Source organism: Geotalea uraniireducens Rf4 (assembly GCF_000016745.1).
GTDB classification, from domain to species: domain Bacteria; phylum Desulfobacterota; class Desulfuromonadia; order Geobacterales; family Geobacteraceae; genus Geotalea; species Geotalea uraniireducens.
The window spans coordinates 46,712-66,395 of the sequence record NC_009483.1 but is presented as its reverse complement, the minus strand read 5'-3'; the positions used below and the strand labels follow the sequence as shown (position 1 = coordinate 66,395).

Sequence of the window (19,684 nt, the reverse complement as noted above, 5' to 3'; positions counted from 1 at the left end):
AATTCTTCAAAACTTGAAAGGGACTACCGGCCATAATATTTCTCTCCCCTGGGATACTTGTAATTCCAATTTCAAATCAAGGATGAAATCAAGGCGGCGAGGAATGAGGCGACGAAGGCGTACAGATAGTACGTTGAGGAGCCGAAGACGAGCCAACGAAGATAGCGACTTGATTTGGAATAAGACGGTCTCCTGCACCGGCCCCTTATCCGCGGCAGCAGGAGCTGTCATATAACCACAAAGCATGCCAAAATGAAAGGTAGATTGAAAATATTCAATAAACAGTTAATAACCAGCTGAATATAAACAATAGTTTTCAAATTTAGTTTTCTGGAATTTCAGAGGTAGGAGAATAAATGGGAGGCGATTTTTTGTGGAGATATTGTAAAAAAATTTTACACATCGCCGTAGAAGCCCATGGGACAAGGCTTTACATTCTTGTAAAAAATTTTTACACATGCCCGTAAACCCTTGTCTGGCAAGGCTTTAGACTTATTGTAAAAAAATTTTACACTTGGCTGTTCGGCACTGGCGCCATTCCGGCCAAGAAGGTCTGCCCCTGCGGTATTTCGGTAAAGATTATGTTGAGGTCAAAAGAAAAACCCCTTCCTTTTTACCAGAATGTTCTTGGTGAAAGTTGGGGGTTTTTAGGGACGCTGTTAAAATTAAATATCTAATTTTACAGCAAATTTAATGGCGGAGAGGTAGGGATTCGAACCCTAGGTACGTTGCCGTACACCTGATTTCGAGTCAGGCACCATCGACCACTCGGACACCTCTCCGAAAGTGAAACTATTGTAGCTTTGCCCGCTTTTTTTCTGCCCTGAGCGCCGCAAAAAACCCGCTCAGAAGCGCCGCGCATTCCGCCTGCCTGATCCCGGCAACCAAGGTTACCCTATGGTTGAGCCGCTTGTCGTCGGACAAATCGTAAAGGGAACCGGCCGCCCCTCCCTTGGGATCATAACAGCCGAATACGACCTTTTCGACCCTTGCCAGCAGTATGGCCCCCATGCACATTATACATGGTTCCAGGGTAACGTACAGCGTCGTGCCGGCAAGTCGCCAGTTACCCAGTTTTTTTGCCGCCTTGCGGATGGCTATCAGCTCGGCATGGGCTGCCGGGTCCTGCTTCCCCTCCCGCAGGTTATAGCCCCTGGAAATAATTTTCCCGTCTCTGACTATGACTGCGCCGATGGGTACTTCACCCCGCTCGGCAGCCTTTTCGGCTTCGCGGATGGCGCTCCCCATCCACCAGACGTCATCCTTCTCGACTGCACTTTTTATAATTGTCGGCTTGTTTGGCAAAATTATGCAAGTGTGCACTAAAAAGGATATTGGCGGAAACCGCCTGGAAAACTACCACGCAAGGAAATTGATTGTCAAGTTGATTGTTCAACGGCTTCAGGAGAGACATAATACTGATATTTTTCGCGGTCACTTTCCTTGGCACTGTACATGGCTGTATCGGCATTTTTCAGAAGCGTTTCGGTATCGTCACCATCGTCGGGAAAAACGCTGATCCCGATGCTGACCCCGATCGAGCATTGATTTCCCTTCAAATCAAACGGCATGGAAAGGACATAGATGATTTTTCTGGCAACGACGGCTGCATCTTCCCTTTCATTTATCCGCGAAAGTATGACCGTAAACTCGTCCCCTCCCATACGGGCCACCGTATCCGATTTACGCAGATTGCCCGTCAGCCTCTCCGTAACCTTCTTCAACAAAAGGTCGCCGACATCGTGTCCCAGGCTATCGTTTACCTGCTTGAAACTGTCTAAATCCAGGTACAAAAGGGCGAAAGCAGTCCCATATCTCTTGGCCTGCTCCAGCATGGTGGTGAACCGGTCAAAAAACAGGGCGCGATTGGGAAGGGATGTCAGGGTATCGTAATGGGCCATCTGTTCCAGGCGGCGCTTGGCGAGGGTTCGCTCGGTTATGTCTCGAAAGATGATCTGGACTGCCGCTTCTCCTCGAAACGTGAAAGGGACCCCGGACACTTCCACGTCGATGTCCGCCATGTCGAATCGTATGAACCTCTCTTCGATCCACGGCACATTGTAGCCATTATCCTCCAGTTGCCGCATCTGCGCTTTGAAGATATCCCTGTAATCGGGGTGCACGAAATCGATCATCGCCATGCCCAACAGCTCTTTCGGCCCGGGTGCGCCAAGGAGCGTTACTCCTGCCGGGTTTATAAATACGAAACGGCCCCGGGCGCAAATTACTATCCCGTCCGGCGAAAGCTCGACAAGTTTCCTGTAGCGTCCTTCGCTTTCCTGCATTGCCGCAAGCATCTGCTCCCGCTCGTTGATCAGGTGTTGCTTTTGCAGCACCTGGCCGATGACCAGCGGGAGCAACTCCAGATACCCCATATCAACGTCTTTGACTATGTAATCGGTTGCGCCCAACTTGAGCGCCTCGACCGCAACTTTTTCATTTCCGTTGCCGGTAACCATTATCACCGGTGGATGCTTTTGCCGGGCGGTCAGTATACGGAGTACATCAATACCTCCGCATACCGGCATGTTGTAATCGACCAGGACGGTATCGTACTCTCTCCTTTCTGCCATGGCCAGACCTTCTTCGCCGTTGCCCGCCAGGTCGATAATATACCCCAGCCGCTGCATGGTCTTTTGTAAAATGCGGGCCAAACCGGCATCGTCTTCCATGTATAATATGCGAACTGATTTTGTATCAACCACAATTGCTCCTTCACCTGGAACCACGGTTTCCCCAATAAGGGCGCCGATGAAATACGCCGATTTTACACATATCGGCATCTGCGGAAAAATCTGTAATCTCCGGTCGGCGTTTTCATAAGGCAAAATCACCCCGTTCATTGCCCGGGAGCCTGTCGGACTTAGGAATGGCAAAGCTGAACGTTGTTCCAATCCCCAGCTCCGACTTACACCAGATGCGCCCCCCGAGGCGGCGCACCAGGGTTTTCACGTAGGCGAGCCCCATTCCATCCCCCTGCACATCCTGCTTACCCGCGCGGCGGAAAATCTCGAAAACCTTCTGGATGTCGTCCTTGGAAATTCCGCGGCCGTTGTCGCGGAGATGGAAGACAACCTCATCAACCCCGCTCTCCGTGCATATCTCAAGCCTGCCGGGACGCTGCGGATCGAAATATTTGACCGCGTTGTCCAGGAGATTCCCCATGATCTGCTCCAGCGAAGTTCTGTCTGCAACGAGTTCAGGCAACGCCCCCAACACCACCTCCGCGCTATGCTGTTCAAGCTGGTGGGTCAATGTTTTCAGGATGGTCGCAACAAGCTCTTTCACGTCAACGGGCTCCGGCTTCAGTTCCCGGTGCCCCAGACGCGACAGCTTCAGGATAGAATTGATGAGTGCGTCCATCCGGTTGACCGAAGAATTTATGAAATCGAGCGCCTCCGGCACCTCGGTCCCCAATATTTTATCGACCCTCTCCCCGTCATTCCCTTCAAACCGGCAGACACCGCTTTCCTTTATTACCTCGAGCTCCTTCAGGCCGGCGCTGAGTTCTCCGGCAAAGCCCTTGATATTCACAAGCGGCGCGCGCAGATCGTGGGAAACGATATAGGCAAAGTTCTTGAGATCTTCGTTGCTCTCCTTCAGTTCCCGGGCATAGCGATGCAGTTTTTCTTCAGTGCGCTTCAGTTCGTTGATCGCACGCTTGGGGAGGACGCGAAGGGTGATGAACACGGTCATCCCGAGAACAAACCCCAGAAACGACACAAGGGCCGTGCGGAGCAGAATGGGATTAAGGGAACGGCTGATCTCGATTTTTCCGACGTCCGCACCAGCATCCTTCAGGGGGTATGACCGCTTGACAATCGGCGGGGTGAGGCTGTTGGCACTTTCCGCCACCAGGTTGCCCTGATTATCGATAATGCGTCGGGTTTCGGCCCGACAGGTAGGCTGACGGCGAACCAGCAACTCGTCGAGCCGCACCGTCTCATAACGCCACAGCTCAGGATTTGCGCTGATGACCTTGGAGATATTGTAGGCACTGACCTCCGATGCCGTTTCGAGACTCCCCACCATGTATTGGTAAGAAACGGCAAAGTAGCCGAGTGGCATGGTCAGCGTCACCGCAGCGGCAACAGTTGCGGCGATCCTCGTGGTGATCCTGATCAGGTTGGTGTTGTTGCTGTCGTCATGCATGGTTTATTGCCTGCTTAGGAGTCTGTCGGACTTAGGTGATCGTAGCGAGAGAATGGAAAATCGAGGACAGATTTCCGGAAATTTGAGAGCGAATAGTGGACCTATTTGTCGAAAATTTACGGAAATATGGACCGATTTGCCGTTCTCGCAGTAGATTCATTCCTAAGTCCGACAGGCTCCTAGATTGGTTGGTTGCCGGAATTCGCCAGGATCCTCTTCCCGGCCGGAGAGCGCACGAATGCGGCAAACTCCCTGGCAGCAGCCGCGCTCTTGTTCATGGTTATCAGATAAAGCGGCTTGGACAACGGATAACGCCCCTTGGCCATCGCCTTCACAACGGGTTTCACGCCGTTGTAGGCCAGGACTTTTACCGGCGGCCTTTCCGTCATGATCTGACTCAGCGTCGCCGCGCCAAGGCTCCCCGGCACCTTCGTCACCATGTCGATGCTGTCCTGGTCCGTTACGGCAAAGTTCATTCCCGCCTTGCCGATGGCGCTCTTCACAGCCTGGTCCATGGCAGGGGAAATGCCGCGCAGGAGTTGTGTGTCCGAATCTCCTTCCGGCCGAATCACGAGGCGGATGCGACTGCCATCGGGCCAATCCGGCATCTGGCCACCGTAGATCTGTTCCAGCTCATGGGTTGTCACTGCTGACCCGGCAACCTTGCTGTGGACGACGAAAACAAGGGGGGTTCTGGCGTACTGAATTTCTGTCCCCCCTTTCGCCTTCTCATCATCCTTGAGAGGCCGGCCGCTGACCGCCAGATCCAGCACACCCGCCATCAACGCCTTGATCCCGCCGGAGCTGCCAAGGCTGGAAAGCACCTGGATCTTGACGCCGGGGTGAGACCTCATAAATGCCTCGGCAAGCCGCTTCATGGAACCGAGGGCACCCCCGGAACCGCCGATTTTTATCACTGTTTCCGCAGTTGCTAAAGCGGGAAACAACACTCCCGCTGCCAACAGCAGGAACAGCACCGCGCACCGTATACCTGACTTCGAGTTCCGCACGACCCTTTCCCTCCCTATCACGCCCAATGGCGGTTCTCCGTTTTTCACACCTATGATGTGCCGTTCAAATTCCCCTGCATGGGAATGGTGAAGCTGAAGACGCTCCCCTCTCCCGGCTGCGATTCGCACCAGATCCGACCGCCGAAACGCTTCAACAGGGTCTTCACGTACGCAAGCCCCATACCCTCCCCTTCTGTGTCCTGCCTGCCGGCCCGGCGGAAAAGTTCAAAAATTTTGGCCATATCCTCATGGCTGATGCCGCGGCCGTTGTCCCTGCAATGGAATGTGGTTTTACCGTCCCCCTGTTCAGCGGTGATCTCCAGTTTGCCGGGACGACCGGGTTCCAGGTACTTTACCGCATTGTCCAGGAGGTTGCCGACAATCTGCTCCATGGCGGTCCGGTCCATAACAAGATCCGGCAGATCCCCCACCGTAACCGTTACCTTACCCCGCTCCAGCTGATGTTTCATCGTCTTCAAAATGCCGTGGACCAGTTCGTCCGCTTTCACCGGTTCAGTCCTGATCTCGCGCCGACCAAGATGGGACAGCTTCAGTACCGCTTTAATCATGACATCCATCCGGTGAACGGATGAATTAATGAAATCGAGCGCCTCCGGCACCTCATTCCGTAAAATGGTATTTATCCTATCCCGTTCGCCCTCTTCGATAAGCGATAACGCCCCTTGAAGTCTTGCGTCAAGCTCCTGCAAAACATCCAGCAGTTCACGGGAAAAACCCTTGATGTTGACGAGAGGCGCTCGCATGTCATGGGAAACGATATAGGCGAACCCCTTCAGTTCTTCATTGTTGTCCCTGAGTTCCTCGGTATATCTATGCAGCATGTTCTCCGCATGTTTTCGTTCGGTAATGTCCTGGGCCACGCAGACAATACCCCGCATGGTGTTGTCGGAATTCCACATCACCGAACCGGAAAAAGCCACGGGAATGCTTCTCCCGTCTCTCGCAAGGTAGGTTTTTTCTGCATTACGCATGAACCCCTGTTCAACCAGTTCGTCAAACGGGGACTCCTGTAGAATATTAGCAAACGCCTCACCTACAGGCTCTTCATCGTAACCGAGCATGGAACAGGCGGCGCCGTTGATGCTCTGAATCGTGCCGTCCGGTGCGACGACGATGAGAGCATCCATCATGGAATGGATGATGTCGTTCAGATAATTTTTCCCGGCAACGATCTCATCCCTTGATCTTTTGAGGTCCCCGACCATCCTGCTGAAGGCGGTCGCCAAAGAGCCGACTTCGTCGTTTGATTTAATGTCGATGACCGTTTCGAGCTCACCCTCGCCGATCTTTTTCGCAGCCAGCTCCAACCTCGTCAACCGCCGTGAAATGGAAGCGGAAATCAGTATGCCGCAGAGGAGTGCAAGGACAAACGTAGAAATAGTGAGCATCTCGATATTGTGCTTGGCATCCCACATCGTCGCATTCGTCAGATCTTTGCTGACTGTGAAATCCCTTCTGTTCTGTTCGTAGTCGGACATAACCGCCTGGAGAAACGTCTGCTCGGCATGTTCATGTTTTTTCTTCAATTCCCTCAATTCTGAGCCGGTGCCGTTCTTCTCTATCAACGAAACGATAGCCGCGCTGGTATTCAGCAGCTCCAATCCGCTGCTTTGTATGGGGTCGATTGACCGTTTGACACCTCTGGCCCGGCAATGACTCCGCAGAAGATATTCGTATCGGATAAATGAGTTGTCATACGATTTGATGCCTGCTGCCAGTATCCTCTTTTCCTCCTTTTGCTCATCGCCTGACCGCCCCTCTTTTCCCTGCCGACTGAGAAAGCCGTATTCCATGGTTGAGGTGACGATCCTCAGCCCGGCGAATTTCAGCTCCTGGAGCGCCTGGTTAAGCGGCATCTCATCCTCTGAGAAGCGCACAAACTCGTCATTGACGATTTTTGTGGCGTTTATCCCGAAAAATCCAACAACAGCCGTCAACAGGGCAACCATAAAATAACCCGTTATCAGTTTTCCCCTGATCCTCATCCATTCTCCGCCTGGCAACAACCTTTCAACCATGAAACAACCGATAACCCGGCAATGCGGCAGATCAGCAAGCAACCGGCTGCAGACCGTCGCTGTAAAAACTGAAGGTATTGCGACCGTTCTCCTTGGCCTGATACATGGCGGTATCGGCCATTTTCAGGAGCGATTCCGGGTCAAGGCTGTCGCAGGGAAAAATACTGATACCGATACTGGCGCCGATAGTACACTCATGCCCTTGCAAGCAAAACGGCGCGGCCAGGGTCGTTATGATCTTGCAGGCAACCGATTCAGCGTCCTGCATATCGGCAATTCTGGACAGGATGACGGTGAATTCGTCACCGCCCATCCTTGCCACCGTATCCGACTCGCGCAGACAGGCGATCAGCCTGTCGGCGACTTCTCCGAGCAGCCTGTCCCCGATATCGTGGCCGAATGTATCATTGACCTGCTTGAACCGGTCCAGGTCGAGAAACAGCAGTGCAAACAGCTCCTGATACCGTTTGGCACGGAACAGTACCTGACCGAGACGGTCAAAAAACAGCGTGCGGTTGGGGAGGGCGGTCAAAGCATCGAAATTAGCCATATATTCAAGCCGTTCCTTGGCCAGTTTCCGCTCGGTGATGTCGCGGAAGATCGCCTGGCATGCCGGTTCCCCATTGAAGGTAAACGGGAGCGTGACAACCTCCACATCGACCTCCGTCCCGTCCAGACGGAGGAATTTCTCTTCGGTGAGCGGCAGTTCCTTGCCGCTCTTGGCCAGTAGCTCGACCCTTTCCCGAACTGCCTGATGAAAGTTCGGGTGAACAAATTCAAGGATCTCCCTCCCGAGCAATTCCTCACTTTCTCTGACCCCGAGAATCTCCATTCCCGTCGGATTGACGAACACAAACCGCCCCTCCTGGTGGATGGCAATCCCGTCCGGTGAAAGTTCAACGAGCTTTCGATACCTCTCCTCGCTCTCCTGAACGGCAAGGAACATCTGCTCCCTTTCCCGGATAAGCTGCTCCTTCTCCAGCACCTGTCCGATGATTATCGGCAACAGTTCCAGGTAGCCCATATCCACATCTTTTACGATATAATCGGTAGCCCCCAGCTTCAGCGCCTCTACGGCGACCCTTTCATTACCGTTGCCGGTCACCATGATGACCGGCGGGAGACCTCTCTTTGCCGTCATGAAGCGGAGCACATCCATCCCGCCGCAGACCGGCATGTTGTAATCGACCAGCACAAGGTCGTAGCGCCCCTTTGCCACCATCGCCAAACCAGCCTCGCCGTTATCGGCAATGTCGACACTGTGGCCCAGCCGCTGCAAACTCTTCTGTAACAGCCTGGCCAACCCTGCATCGTCTTCCATGTAAAGAATGTGCGCTGAAGTTACTGCTGCCACGTCTTTAATCCTTTCGCTTTTTTCGCCAACTGCCTCTCGTGGAAAGCACCTTTTCTACAAATTATGGACCCGTGCACAGGTCCGGCAATTTACGGCTCGTCGGGAACTTTAACAATGGAGAGAAACAGTCCGAGATTGCGGATCGCCTCGGAGAAACTTTCATATTCGACCGGCTTGGTGACATAGATGTTGCACCCCAGTTCGTAGCACTTGGCGATCTCTTGCGGGTTATCGGTCGTTGTCAGCATGACCACCGGGATGCGTTTCGTCCGTTCATCCGCCTTGATCCGGCTCAGGACCTGATATCCGTCCAAAACCGGCATATTCAGATCAAGGAGGATGAGGAGCGGCACAAGGTTTGCGCCGTTGGCATAGCGCCCCTCGTTGAAGAGAAAGTCTACCGCCTTCTGGCCGTCGTCCAGGTGAATGATCTCGTTGGAAACGCCGGCCCGATGCAGGTTTTTTTCGATAAGTCGGGCATGACCCGCGTCATCTTCCACGAGAAGTATTGTTACGGCCTGATGACTAGACATGAATCCCTCCCGATACTCAATTGACATTGCAGTCAGACTTTTCTCTAGTCTCATCGGCACTTCTATCAACTACTTAAGTGTTTCCCGGGTTAATGTGCTGCTGAACAACGTGGAGGGGCCATCGAGCCAAGCGCCCAGACCAGGTGCAGGAAAATCAGGGAGAGGATTTACGAAAATGACCGCCTGGTCAAGGACCGCATCAAGGAAGTATGCGAAAGGGAGAAATAGGAGAGAGGTTACTTGTCGATTATCGCCGGAGCGTCTTGATGACGAAGGTGAGGGCAAAGAGCACAAAATTAACAAGAACGATCGTCGCACCGGTGGGAAGATTCATGACGAAGGATGCGAATATGCCGATTATCACCGTTCCCATGCCGATTAAGGCTGCCAGCAAAATCGCCGTCTTAAAGCCCTTGGCCAGTTGCAGGGCTGAAACCGCTGGAAGAATCAGCAGCGCCGAAATCAGCATGATGCCCACCACCTTCATAGCCAGCACTACGGTGAGCGCGGTCAACAGTACCAGGATCGAATTGATCCGTTTGGTACTGATGCCGGCGCTTTTGGCCAGCTCCTCATCGAAGGTGATGGCGAACAGTTCGTTGTAGTTTAACGCCACAGAAACAAGGACCACGAGGAAGAGTCCGGCTGAAATCAGCAGTTCCGTGGTGCTGATGGAGAGGATGTTGCCGAACAGGTAACTGAAGAGATCGACATTGAAGCCTCCGGCCATGCTCGCCAGCAGCACGCCGATGGCGATCCCCAGAGAAGAGACGATGCCGATGGCCGTATCGCCGTAGATTTTCGCCTTTTCCGTCAGCCTGAGGACCCCCAGGGATGCAAGAAGCACGCAGGGGATGGCAGCGACGGTCGTAAGTGCCGAATGGAACCCGAGAAAGAGTGCCAGGGCGACGCTGCCGAAGGTGACATGGGCCAGGCCGTCGCCGATCAGGGAAAGACGGCGCAACACCAGAAAAACCCCCAGAACGGAGCAGAGCACGGCAATCAGCGAGCCGGCGACCAGCGCCCGCTGTAAAAATCCGTAACTGAGAATTTCACCAATGTCCATCAAACCCTCTTAAAATATGTTCTACGTTCAACGTTCTACATTAAAAACCAACCTCGAACCTCGAACCTCGAACCTCGAACCTCGAACCTCGAACCTGTTGTTAATGCCTGTGACAGACCACATGTTGGGCGTGTTCGCCGAAAAAACCGGTCATTTCCGCCGACATGCAGAAATCGTCGAATCCGCCGTAAAAAACGAGCCGCTTGTCCAGATAGAGAAGCCGCGACGCGTATCGGCCGATGGTGCCGGTGTCGTGGGTGACGAGGATGACCGTCGTTTTCCGCTCCCGGTTCATGTCATAGATCAGCTGGTAAAAATGTTCCCTCGTTTCGGGATCGAGGGCGGTTGTCGGTTCGTCCAGAACCAGGAGCTCCGGTTCGTTGACGAGGGCCCTGGCAAGGAGGACCCGTTGCCGCAACCCGCCCGACAGCTCGCCGATCAGCTTGTCTTTGATGCTGCAAATATCCATCCAGTGCAGGGTACGCTCAACCGCAACCTGATCGTTTTTGTCGAAACGCTTCGGGAATTTCTTCCCCGCAAGCCTGCCGAGCCGCACAATCTCGGCAACCGTGGCAGGGAAATGCGGGTTGAAAAACTGCAACCCCTGGGGGAGGTAGCCGATCCGGCGCCAGTCGCGGAAGCTGCTGAAGGGGGTGCCGAAAAGCGTTATCGAGCCGCGCTCCGGTTCGAGCAGGCCGAGAATCGTCTTGATCAGGGTGCTCTTGCCGGAGCCATTCGGCCCGACAACGCCGACATAATCGCCCGGCATGACCGTAAACGAGATATCCTGCAGGACATCGGCGCCTTGGTATCCTGAAAAAAGCCCTTGCACTGACAGCGCTTCTATCGGCATTGCAGTCCAATCCTCAAGTTTTTCAGATTATCCTCCATCAGGGAGATGAACGTTACCCCTCGATCGAGGTCCTCCTTGCTGATGTTGTGGGCTCCGTGCAGATGGAGAAGGCCGGCGCCGGTTTCCCGGGCTATGGTCTCAGCGACCCTCGGGTTGAGCAGTTCCTCGGTATAAACGTATTTCAGGCCGTAGCTCCGCATCTGCTTGACAAGATCAGCCAGCTTGGCTGCGGTCGGTTCGGCGTCGGCATTTACCGCATACGCCGATTGATAACGAAGGCCGTAGCGCTTTGCCAGATAGCCGAAGGCAAAGTGGCCGCCATGGAGAAACTCTCTTTTGTCGCATTGTGAAAGACCCGCCTTGAAGCGCTGGTCCAGGGCGGCCAGTTGCGCCTTGTAAGCAGCGGCATTGGCGGAGTAATACTCCCGGTTGGCCGGGTCCCTGGCGACAAAGCCGGCGAGCATGTTATCGACCATGAGGCGGGCATTGTCGAAATCAAGCCACATGTGGGGGTCCACCCCTCCGGCCTCGTGGCCGTGGGCATCGTCCTCGTGACCGGTAGCCGCTTCGCTCCCAGCCTTGAGCAGCTTCACTCCACGGCTGGTATCGACCACCAGGATTTTCTTGTTGTCCAGAGCGCCGACAATCTGCGCTGCCCACGGCTCCATGTATTTGTTGGTAAAAATGAACAGGTCGGCCCGGTTGACCCTGACCATGTCATCGGGCTTGGGCTCGAAGCTGTGGGGCTCCATGCCGGGTGGAAGCAGCAGACTCACGTCAGCCTTGTTGCCGCCGATCTGTTTCGCAAAATCGTACAGGGGAAAGAGGGTAGTGACCACCTTCAATTTTCCCGGTGCTCCCCCTTGCTCCCGCTTATGGCAAGCCGTGCAGAGGCTTATTGCCACCGGCAGCACAAGCGCGGCCATGAACCATCGTCTCATAGGGCTACCCCTTCCTGTTGATTCGAACAAGTGTGGCAGAGACCGTTCACTTGAACGATATGGGACAACACCGTGCCGCTGATGTTTTTTGCAATCTCGTCCATGCCGCAAAAATCGATGTCTTCGACCTTTCTGCAGGCGATGCAGATGAAATGGTGGTGATGGTGGCGGTTCGGGCAAAAATAGTAATAGAGCTGGCGGTTGGGGTGTATTACCTTGCTGATGACCCCTCCCGAAGCCAGTTCCTCCAGGTTGCGGTAGACTGTCGGCAGGCCGAGCCGGCCGAACTTTCCCTGAAGCTTGCGCCAGATCTCTTCCGGACTGACGTAAGCGGATTCCTCTGCCAGCAGACTGAGAATGGCCAGCCTTTTCGGCGTGGCCTTCAGCTTCAGCCCCTTTAGCGCCTGACAGTGTTGGTCGTACATGTTGCCCCGCAGTAAATAGTTTCCATCCGGAAACTCCCGATGAGAAACTATTGGTTTCTGATTCGGAAAGCGGGGATTTTATGTCCTGGCAAGGAAATCAAGGGATTGCGCGGAGGCGTACATCGGTACGCCGCACAAGCAAGCCCGCAGATTGACACAGCCAGGGCATACAAGCACCCTTTTCGGACAGAAACTAAATAGAAATCATTTCTTTTTAAAGTAATCCTATTTCGTTTCTTGTCAAGTTTTTATGATTGCCTGCTTATAGGCATACAAACAGACGTGATGTCATATAACCATTAAAAACAGGGGGTTTAGCGTAATGGAACCGACACAAACCGTTGTTACGTGCCGCAACACCGGAAAGCAGTTGACTTAACCCACGTAAAATATTAAATAAACCGACATGATAACGCATACCGAGCGTCAATCGACCAAGTGGCAAGTATTTTGCTAACAGATTCTCGTCTTCAGCACTTTTACTCGACGGCAAATGGTTCTGCACAGCCAGGCATCACGGGTCACCTTTAATGACTGAGCATATCCCTAATTATTCCGAGTATTTCCATATCAACCAGCGCATTAAGATTGAACTGCCTCTGGGCAGCAACCAGTTCTTTCACGAATGGGCCGTCATCAGCTCGATCAGTAAAAATCTGTTCGCCATCTGCTTATCGAGGGACATGCTCCCGCACAATATCCAGCTGAAAAGCGGCGAGCCCTTGTCTATCAGGGCAGGTAGTCGCGGTCAAGGTTACCGCTGTAAAGCTGTCATCGAGCATGATGACAGTTGCGAAAACCTCACCATTAAACTCACCGGTCCCGTGGTTTCCGATGAACTGAGATCATATTTCCGGCTCGACACATCAATCAGCATGGAGTATTCCCCGGAAACGCCGGAACAAAGCTGGGAGGTGCCACGCAACAGGTGTATTACCGGCCACAATACAACCGAATACGGCGACATTTCCGTTTCCATGGCATACCCTCTTGCCTTCCATAACCCATTTGTCATGGAACAAGAAAATGTCGTCGGCAAAGTACCTGCAACAGAGCCTCTCATCATCAACATCAGCGGCGGCGGCATCAGGGCCGAGCTTCAGGAAGAACTGCAAGCCGGCACCCGGCTCAACCTGGCCTTCCGTTTGCCGCACCCGCAACCGGAACTTGTGCCGGCGGTGGCCGAGGTGGTTTACTGTCAACCCTCTACCTGGCGCTCGAACTATCGCTATATCGCCGGCATGAGATATATCAGCATCCACGAAAGAAATCGCGACCGTATAATAAAGTATGTCTGCAGCGAAGAGATCAAGAAAATCCGGAGCTGCAACAAGGACTTTCATTCCCTCCCCGTCCGTTAACGTCCCGACCATCCCCTCCTTCCGGCCTATAGCCGCAACACTTTCGCCAACTGCTCGACAAGTCGTTCGTTTTCCTCGCGTCCGCGCACCGCAACCCTGAAAAAGCGGTCATCGAGACCGTGAAAGGTTGAGCAGTCGCGTATCAGGATGCCACGGCCAAGAAGCCTCTCCCTGAGGTCAGCAGCGGAAGGCCCCCCTTTGATCTCCACCAGCAGGTAATTTGCAGCCGCCGGATAAGGCTTGCAACCGGCTAAAGCGGCAAGGCCTGCGGCAAGAAAAGCGCGTTCCGCGGCCACAAACCGCATGGTGCGCTGCCGGTAATCGTGGTCGGACAGTGCAGCGATACCGGCTGCCTGGGCGGGGGTGTTGACGCTCCAAGGCTCGCGCAGTGCCGCCAGACCGGCAATGACCGACGCGGAACCAAGGGCGTAGCCGAGCCGCAAACCGGGGATGGCAAAGAACTTTGTCAGGGAGCGCAGCACCACTCCCCCCCCTTTGACGATGAGATGTTTGGCCGACTCCTCTTCGCAGAAATCCATGAACGCCTCGTCCAAAACCAGGAAGGTTCCGTTCGAGCGACAGAGGGCACAAACCTTTTCAATGGTCGCAGGGGGCAGCAGTTTACCGGTGGGATTGCCGGGGTTGCAGAGGAACAGGGCGTCGAAGCCTTCCGCAAGGCGTTCTTCCAGCGCCTGAAGCGACAGGCTGAATCCGTCATGCGCTGCAAGGTCGAGATAGGCAATCTCCCACCCCTCCCGCGCCAAAGCATTCGCATATTCGGAAAAGGCAGGGGCGACGATAAGCGCCCGCTTCCCCTTGACCAGGCGGGGGAGCAGGTAGATGAGTTCCGTTGAGCCGTTTGACACGCAGATAGACGCTTCGTCAAGGCCGTGGAACGCAGCCACGGCCCGGCTCAGTTCCACGGCATCGCTGTCAGGGTAGTGCATGAGCCGATCAAGAGAAGAAAGGAGCGCCTCCTTCACCACCGGCGCCATCCCGAGCGGGTTGATGCTGGCGGAAAAATCGAGAATCTCTTCCGGCCTGACCCCCAGGGAACGGGCAACGGCAAAGACATTACCGCCATGATCGAAGTTTTTCATATGCTCATCCTTTGGCGCAATGCGCTCAAAAAAACCATCATCCACAATTATCCAGAAAAAGCATTTGCCACAGCGCCACAGAGACACCGAGTTAACAAAATAGAAAGGTTGCATCATTAAGCAGCTTGTTTGTGCTTCTCCATTTTGGTGAACGGTCTTATTTGTAAATACTCTGTGATTTTCTCTGTGTCTCCGTGGCTCTGTGGCATAACTGCCGTTTTTAGGATTATTTGGTGTGCTCTACGGAGAGAAACAGAGATTCGCAACTACCAGGAATCCCGCCACCAGCAGGATTTCGGCGCCGTACATGAGCCGCACTGCTCCCCGGTAGGCTTCCGGCGTCAGCGGCCCGCACGCATCGCCGATGGTCGGTTTCTCAACCGGTTTGCCGAAATAATGGTTGAGCCCCCCCAGTTGCACAGCTAGCGCCCCGGCGGCAGCCGCCTCTGAAACGCCGCTGTTGGGGGAAGAGTGATTGCGTCCGTCTCGCAGCATAATGCGCCAGGCACTGCGAGCAGACAGGCCGACAAGCGGCGCAGCGATCACCATCAGCAAACCGGTAAGTCGGGCAGGGATGTAATTCGCCAGATCGTCGAAGCGGGCCGATGCCCAGCCGAAGCGGAGGTAACGCTCGTTTTTGTAGCCGACCATGGAATCGAGGGTATTGACCGCCTTGTAGGCCAGCCCGAGGGCAGGGCCGCCAAGCATCAGATAGAAAAGGGGGGCGATGACCCCGTCGGAGGTATTTTCCGCCACGGTTTCCACCACCCCGCGCCAAATCTCCGGCGCCTCCAGCTCCGCCGTGTCCCGGCCGACGATATAGGAGAGGTAACGGCGCGCCTCCTGAATATCTCCCCTTAAGAGGGCATCCGCCACAAGCCGGGATTCCCGGTGCAGGGATCGGGCCGCCAGACAGGTCCAGGCGAGGAACGCTGCTGTTGCAGAACCGAGGTAAGGGCTTATGCCGTAAGCCCCCCTCAAGAACAGGTATGCAAGTGAATAGGTGAGGCCGACGGTGATGAAAAGGAGGAGAATCCCAGCGGCGCGCTCGTTGGGGATGGACCGGCGCAAAGCCTTCTCCGTGAAGGAGATGAGCCTGCCGATGCCGACCACCGGGTGCGGCAGCCAGCGCGGATCGCCCAGGAGCAGATCGAGCAGAACGGCAACGATGATCACGGCAGCACTACGGGCGAGCGTTTCTGTCACGGGTAACCATGCATTCACCATAGCGGAATGGAGAGACCGGACGACCTTTTTTTGCTTTTTGTTCTTTCCATGGCCTCCGTGCCCTTTTGCCTACTCTTCAGGATTCGCCAGGCCGCAGATCGCCAGCAGCCGCTCCATGTCCACATGCCGCTCCAGATGCGCCGCCAGCAGGTCGAAGGGGTCCTTCAGGATGACGACCTTCCTTTGTTCCTGCAACCCTTTCTCCCGTCTGATCCTGTTGAGAAAGGCGGATCTGAACCCGGCGTTGTCGAAGACGCCGTGCAGGTATGTGCCGAACACCCTTCCGTCCGGCGAAACCGCCCCGTCCTGAACATCCACCGCCTTGCCGGAACGAAGGGTGATCGTTGCAAACGGCCGTGCCCCGGCGCCCAGGATTGTTTCGCCCATGTGAATTTCGTAACCAGTCAGTTCCTCGCCGCAATCCGCTGCAACCGGCACAATGCCCGGCAGAAGCCTGGCCTCGGCCTGATGGGTCTCCTTCTTCATCAGCATGGTCGTCTCCACATCCAGCAGGCCCAGCCCTTCGGCTTCCCTGATGTCGGATTCGATGTTGAACGGATCGAGCACCCGCCTCCCCAGTATCTGGTAACCGCCGCAAATCCCCATGATCGCGCCGCTGAAGCTGCGAATCGCCTTGTACAAGCCGTGTTCCATCAGATAGTAAAGATCGGCAATGGTGGATTTGCTCCCGGGGAGGATAAGGAGGTCCAGACCGGACAGTTGCTTCGGACTGTCGATATAGCGCAGTGTGACGTCCGGCTCCCTCTCCAGCACGTCGAAGTCGGTATAATTGGAAATCCGCGGCAGCTTGATTACGCCGACATGGATCTTGTCCTTGCCGGTCCCCGGTCCACGATCCCCGGTCCCACGCTTTTCCAGGGCGACACTGTCCTCATCCGGAATGCGGAAACCCTGGAAATAAGGGACCACACCCAGCACCGGCAGGCCGGTCCTCCCTTCCACAAAGTCGATGCCCGGCTTCAAGAGCGAAGCATCGCCGCGGAACTTGTTGATGATGACACCCTTGACCATCGCCCGCTCAGCCGGCTCCAAAAGCTCGACAGTGCCGACGATCTGGGCGAAGACCCCTCCCCGGTCGATGTCCGCCACCAGGATCACCGGGCAGCCGGCCATCTCGGCCACCTTCAGATTGGCAATGTCGTGGCGCTTCAGATTGATCTCGGCAATACTTCCGGCCCCTTCGATGACGACAAAATCAAAGCGCGATTTGAGACGGTCGAAACTCTCCCTCACCTTGACAAACGCCTCCGGCTTGTAGGCGTTGTACTCCGCGACCCGCATGTTGCCGATCACCTTCCCCTGGACGACGATCTGGCTCCCCGTGTCTGAGTTGGGCTTCAACAGGACCGGGTTCATGTCCGTATGGGACGGTATGCCGCATGCCTCGGCCTGCACTGCCTGGGCCCGGCCGATCTCCCCCCCTTCCGGGGTGACCGCCGAGTTGAGAGCCATATTCTGGGACTTGAACGGCGCCACGCAGATGCCGCGCCTGCTGAGAATGCGGCACAATCCGGCGGTGAGGACGGATTTCCCCACATCTGACCCGGTGCCGCAGAACATCACGGCGCGCTGCGCGGCAGGTTCGAGGTTCGAGGTTCGAGGTTTGAGGTTTTCTCTTGTTGCCCTCGTTCCCCGTTCCCCGCTCCTAGCTCCTCGCTCCTCGTTCCTCGCTCCTGTCTCATACCCCCTCGGCGTTACCATCCTCCCTTTCTGATCTTCATAGGTGGCGGAATTGCCGATAATGACTATGGAAAACATGTCGATATGGTGGGAAAGCATGTCTGCAAGGGTCGTAACGACCTTCTCCTCGCCGTCGCGGCAGGCATTACGCACAATGCCGACGGGAGTGCGGGAGGAACGGGCCGCCAGCATGATATTTCGGGCCGATTCAATCTGCGTCGTTCTCCCCTTGCTGCGGGGATTGTAGAGGGCAACCACGAAATCCGCCGCAGCCGCGGCCACAAGGCGCCGTTCGATGGTATCCCAGTGAGTAAGCAGGTCTGAAAGGGATATTACCGCAAAATCGTGCATGAGCGGCGCGCCGAGAACTGCGGCTGCCGCCTGCACCGCCGAAACACCGGGAACGATGATGATTTCGGGGGGATCATGCAGGTTTTCCGCCAGCTCCAACGCCAATCCAGCCATGCCGTAAACCCCGGCATCGCCACTGGAAACCAGGGCAACCGTCTTGCCCGAGCCTGCAATGGCGAGCGCCTCGTTGCAGCGATCCACTTCCTTCATCATGCCGGAAGAGACAACCTCTTTCCCGGCCAAAAGCGGCGTGATGAAGTCCAGGTAGGTCTTGTAGCCGACCACCACCTGGGACCTCTCAAGCGCATCCCGTGCTTCGAACGTCATGTGGTTGAGGCCGCCAGGACCGATACCGACAATGTATAAGGTAGACTGTGTCATCGAGAACTAAATTCCTTCCGGTTCTTCCGGCTACAATTATGAAATCAGGCACTCCGCTATCGCCAGCGTCACATTGCCGCTTTTTACCTTTTTCAGGAGCATCGTGCCGCCGCCGGAAGCCAGCAACGCAGCCGGCTCTGCGACCCCGACCGCACCTATGGCCTTGATGGAGTGACTGGACGGTGGCGATGGCGCTGCAACGCTGTTTAATTCTTCGCTCTCGAAAAAACGGATCGGTACGGAATATTTGCCGGCAAACTGCAGCAACCCCGCTTCGTCCCTCTTGGCGGAAGCCGAAGCAATGCACTTGAGGCTTTTGATGGAGAGAAAAAGACGCTTCAGGTTGGCGCTGACGACCGCTTCGACCTCTTCCACCGTCGTGCCGCTATTGCAGCCGATTCCCAGCACCAGGTTCTGCGGACGTAGTATCAGCAGTCTTTCCGACTGCACCTGGGACGGCAATTGACGGTTGGTCACAAACAGGTAGCCCTTCGCAGGGCTCTGCAACGCCTCGACAAAGGTGTCGTAAAACGAAAGCCTGCCGCGACCGTGGAACCAGGGCCGGACCCGGCAGGTCGAATCCACTACCGCTATCTCCGCATCATCAAGGATCAGGCTGTTGAGTATCTTGACCTTTGAGAGGTCATCGATTATCCACCCCTCTTCCTTGGCCAGCATATCGAAGGAAGGGAGGCAGTTGGCGTCGGTAGCGGTGGTTATCACCTCCCGCGCCCCGGTCAGGAAGGAACAGCGGCAGGCAAGCTCGTTGGCCCCGCCCAGGTGGCCGGAAAGAAGCGAAATGGCAAACTTCCCGGTGTCGTCCATCACCACCACAGCCGGGTCCTTATCCTTCGCCTCAAGAAGCGGAGCGATCATCCGCACGACAATGCCGGTCGCCATGATAAAGACAAAACCGTCGGTCTCCGACCAGAGCTTTCGCACCAGTTCCTTCAGCTCGCCGATAAATGGTATTGCCTTCTTCCCGGCCGCACCCGCATATTTCTGCAGTACGAACAGGTCCGCACGGGCGAAGCCCTCCTTCATCTGGGCTCCGAGCCTTGCCCCGTTACGGGTTATGGCGATGATGGCAATTCGCATGGCACTCCTGAAACAACAACCGAAAAAATCTCTGAACCGCAAAGGACCCAAAGGGCCTAAACGTAAAGAGCGCAAAGTAAAGACTAAATGCA

The 19,684-nt window shown here is 55.2% G+C and carries 16 protein-coding genes and 1 tRNA gene; 1 reads left to right on the top strand and 16 read right to left on the bottom strand.

The annotated features are described in order from the left end of the window. Positions 1-694: 694 nt before the first annotated feature. From GURA_RS00280 to GURA_RS00225, 12 genes are all read right to left on the bottom strand, one after another. Positions 695-782: transfer RNA gene (locus GURA_RS00280), tRNA-Ser, on the bottom strand. A gap of 10 nt (positions 783-792) precedes the next feature. Continuing rightward, positions 793-1,323 carry a tRNA adenosine(34) deaminase TadA gene (gene tadA / locus GURA_RS00275; RefSeq protein ID WP_011937002.1) on the bottom strand — a complete coding sequence of 177 codons (531 nt, stop codon included), beginning with the start codon at positions 1,321-1,323 and terminating at the stop codon, positions 793-795. A 56-nt stretch (positions 1,324-1,379) separates the two neighbouring features. Continuing rightward, positions 1,380-2,705 carry a diguanylate cyclase domain-containing protein gene (locus GURA_RS00270; protein WP_041245625.1) on the bottom strand — a complete coding sequence of 442 codons (1,326 nt, stop codon included), beginning with the start codon at positions 2,703-2,705 and terminating at the stop codon, positions 1,380-1,382. 112 nt (positions 2,706-2,817) lie between these two features. Beyond that, complete coding sequence (locus GURA_RS00265; RefSeq protein ID WP_011937000.1) at positions 2,818-4,152, bottom strand: sensor histidine kinase; 1,335 nt, start codon at positions 4,150-4,152, stop codon at positions 2,818-2,820. A 179-nt stretch (positions 4,153-4,331) separates the two neighbouring features. Then, positions 4,332-5,162, bottom strand: coding sequence for a substrate-binding domain-containing protein (locus GURA_RS00260; RefSeq protein WP_011936999.1), 831 nt, complete (start codon positions 5,160-5,162; stop codon positions 4,332-4,334). 50 nt (positions 5,163-5,212) lie between these two features. After that, positions 5,213-7,168 carry an ATP-binding protein gene (locus GURA_RS00255; RefSeq protein ID WP_011936998.1) on the bottom strand — a complete coding sequence of 652 codons (1,956 nt, stop codon included), beginning with the start codon at positions 7,166-7,168 and terminating at the stop codon, positions 5,213-5,215. Positions 7,169-7,232: 64 nt separating this feature from the next. Then, positions 7,233-8,555: a diguanylate cyclase domain-containing protein gene (locus GURA_RS00250; RefSeq protein ID WP_011936997.1), complete on the bottom strand. Its 1,323-nt coding sequence runs from the start codon at positions 8,553-8,555 to the stop codon at positions 7,233-7,235. A gap of 89 nt (positions 8,556-8,644) precedes the next feature. Further along, the gene (locus GURA_RS00245; RefSeq protein WP_011936996.1) at positions 8,645-9,088 is read right to left on the bottom strand and encodes a response regulator; all 444 of its coding nucleotides are present in this window, start codon (positions 9,086-9,088) and stop codon (positions 8,645-8,647) included. Between the two features lie 247 nt (positions 9,089-9,335). After that, on the bottom strand, positions 9,336-10,154 hold the full coding sequence (locus GURA_RS00240) for a metal ABC transporter permease (RefSeq protein WP_011936995.1): 819 nt from the start codon (positions 10,152-10,154) through the stop codon (positions 9,336-9,338). Positions 10,155-10,254: 100 nt separating this feature from the next. Further along, a complete protein-coding gene (locus tag GURA_RS00235) occupies positions 10,255-11,007 on the bottom strand; it encodes a metal ABC transporter ATP-binding protein (protein WP_011936994.1) in 753 nt (250 codons plus the stop codon). Further along, complete coding sequence (locus tag GURA_RS00230; RefSeq protein ID WP_011936993.1) at positions 10,998-11,948, bottom strand: metal ABC transporter substrate-binding protein; 951 nt, start codon at positions 11,946-11,948, stop codon at positions 10,998-11,000. The genes GURA_RS00235 and GURA_RS00230 overlap by 10 nt, the downstream gene beginning before the upstream one ends. After that, positions 11,945-12,373, bottom strand: a complete 429-nt coding sequence (locus GURA_RS00225; RefSeq protein ID WP_011936992.1) for a Fur family transcriptional regulator — start codon at positions 12,371-12,373, stop codon at positions 11,945-11,947. The genes GURA_RS00230 and GURA_RS00225 overlap by 4 nt, the downstream gene beginning before the upstream one ends. 530 nt (positions 12,374-12,903) lie before the next feature. Here GURA_RS00225 and GURA_RS00220 point away from each other — a divergent pair. Then, a complete protein-coding gene (locus tag GURA_RS00220) occupies positions 12,904-13,734 on the top strand; it encodes a PilZ-like domain-containing protein (protein ID WP_011936991.1) in 831 nt (276 codons plus the stop codon). 26 nt (positions 13,735-13,760) lie between these two features. Here the strand turns inward: GURA_RS00220 and cobD are convergent, their stop codons facing one another. The 4 genes from cobD to GURA_RS00200 form a co-directional block, all read right to left on the bottom strand. After that, positions 13,761-14,834, bottom strand: coding sequence for a threonine-phosphate decarboxylase CobD (gene cobD / locus GURA_RS00215; RefSeq protein WP_011936990.1), 1,074 nt, complete (start codon positions 14,832-14,834; stop codon positions 13,761-13,763). Positions 14,835-15,074: 240 nt separating this feature from the next. Continuing rightward, positions 15,075-16,061, bottom strand: coding sequence for an adenosylcobinamide-phosphate synthase CbiB (gene cbiB / locus GURA_RS00210; RefSeq protein ID WP_011936989.1), 987 nt, complete (start codon positions 16,059-16,061; stop codon positions 15,075-15,077). A gap of 69 nt (positions 16,062-16,130) precedes the next feature. Then, positions 16,131-18,494, bottom strand: a complete 2,364-nt coding sequence (locus tag GURA_RS00205) for a cobyric acid synthase (protein WP_011936988.1) — start codon at positions 18,492-18,494, stop codon at positions 16,131-16,133. A 36-nt stretch (positions 18,495-18,530) separates the two neighbouring features. Further along, the gene (locus tag GURA_RS00200) at positions 18,531-19,592 is read right to left on the bottom strand and encodes a cobalt-precorrin 5A hydrolase (RefSeq protein ID WP_011936987.1); all 1,062 of its coding nucleotides are present in this window, start codon (positions 19,590-19,592) and stop codon (positions 18,531-18,533) included. Between the last annotated feature and the right edge of the window lie 92 nt (positions 19,593-19,684).

Excerpts from the sequence above, each read along its gene's own strand:
- GURA_RS00245 (WP_011936996.1), bottom strand. The coding sequence starts at position 9,088 with ATGTCTAGTCATCAGGCCGTAACAATACTTCTCGTGGAAGATGACGCG.
- GURA_RS00265 (WP_011937000.1), bottom strand. The coding sequence starts at position 4,152 with ATGCATGACGACAGCAACAACACCAACCTGATCAGGATCACCACGAGG.
- GURA_RS00230 (WP_011936993.1), bottom strand. The coding sequence starts at position 11,948 with ATGAGACGATGGTTCATGGCCGCGCTTGTGCTGCCGGTGGCAATAAGC.
- GURA_RS00200 (WP_011936987.1), bottom strand. The coding sequence starts at position 19,592 with ATGCGAATTGCCATCATCGCCATAACCCGTAACGGGGCAAGGCTCGGA.
- GURA_RS00240 (WP_011936995.1), bottom strand. The coding sequence starts at position 10,154 with ATGGACATTGGTGAAATTCTCAGTTACGGATTTTTACAGCGGGCGCTG.
- GURA_RS00255 (WP_011936998.1), bottom strand. The coding sequence starts at position 7,168 with ATGAGGATCAGGGGAAAACTGATAACGGGTTATTTTATGGTTGCCCTG.
- GURA_RS00220 (WP_011936991.1), top strand. The coding sequence starts at position 12,904 with ATGACTGAGCATATCCCTAATTATTCCGAGTATTTCCATATCAACCAG.
- cbiB (WP_011936989.1), bottom strand. The coding sequence starts at position 16,061 with ATGGTGAATGCATGGTTACCCGTGACAGAAACGCTCGCCCGTAGTGCT.
- GURA_RS00225 (WP_011936992.1), bottom strand. The coding sequence starts at position 12,373 with ATGTACGACCAACACTGTCAGGCGCTAAAGGGGCTGAAGCTGAAGGCC.
- GURA_RS00205 (WP_011936988.1), bottom strand. The coding sequence starts at position 18,494 with ATGACACAGTCTACCTTATACATTGTCGGTATCGGTCCTGGCGGCCTC.
- GURA_RS00235 (WP_011936994.1), bottom strand. The coding sequence starts at position 11,007 with ATGCCGATAGAAGCGCTGTCAGTGCAAGGGCTTTTTTCAGGATACCAA.
- cobD (WP_011936990.1), bottom strand. The coding sequence starts at position 14,834 with ATGAAAAACTTCGATCATGGCGGTAATGTCTTTGCCGTTGCCCGTTCC.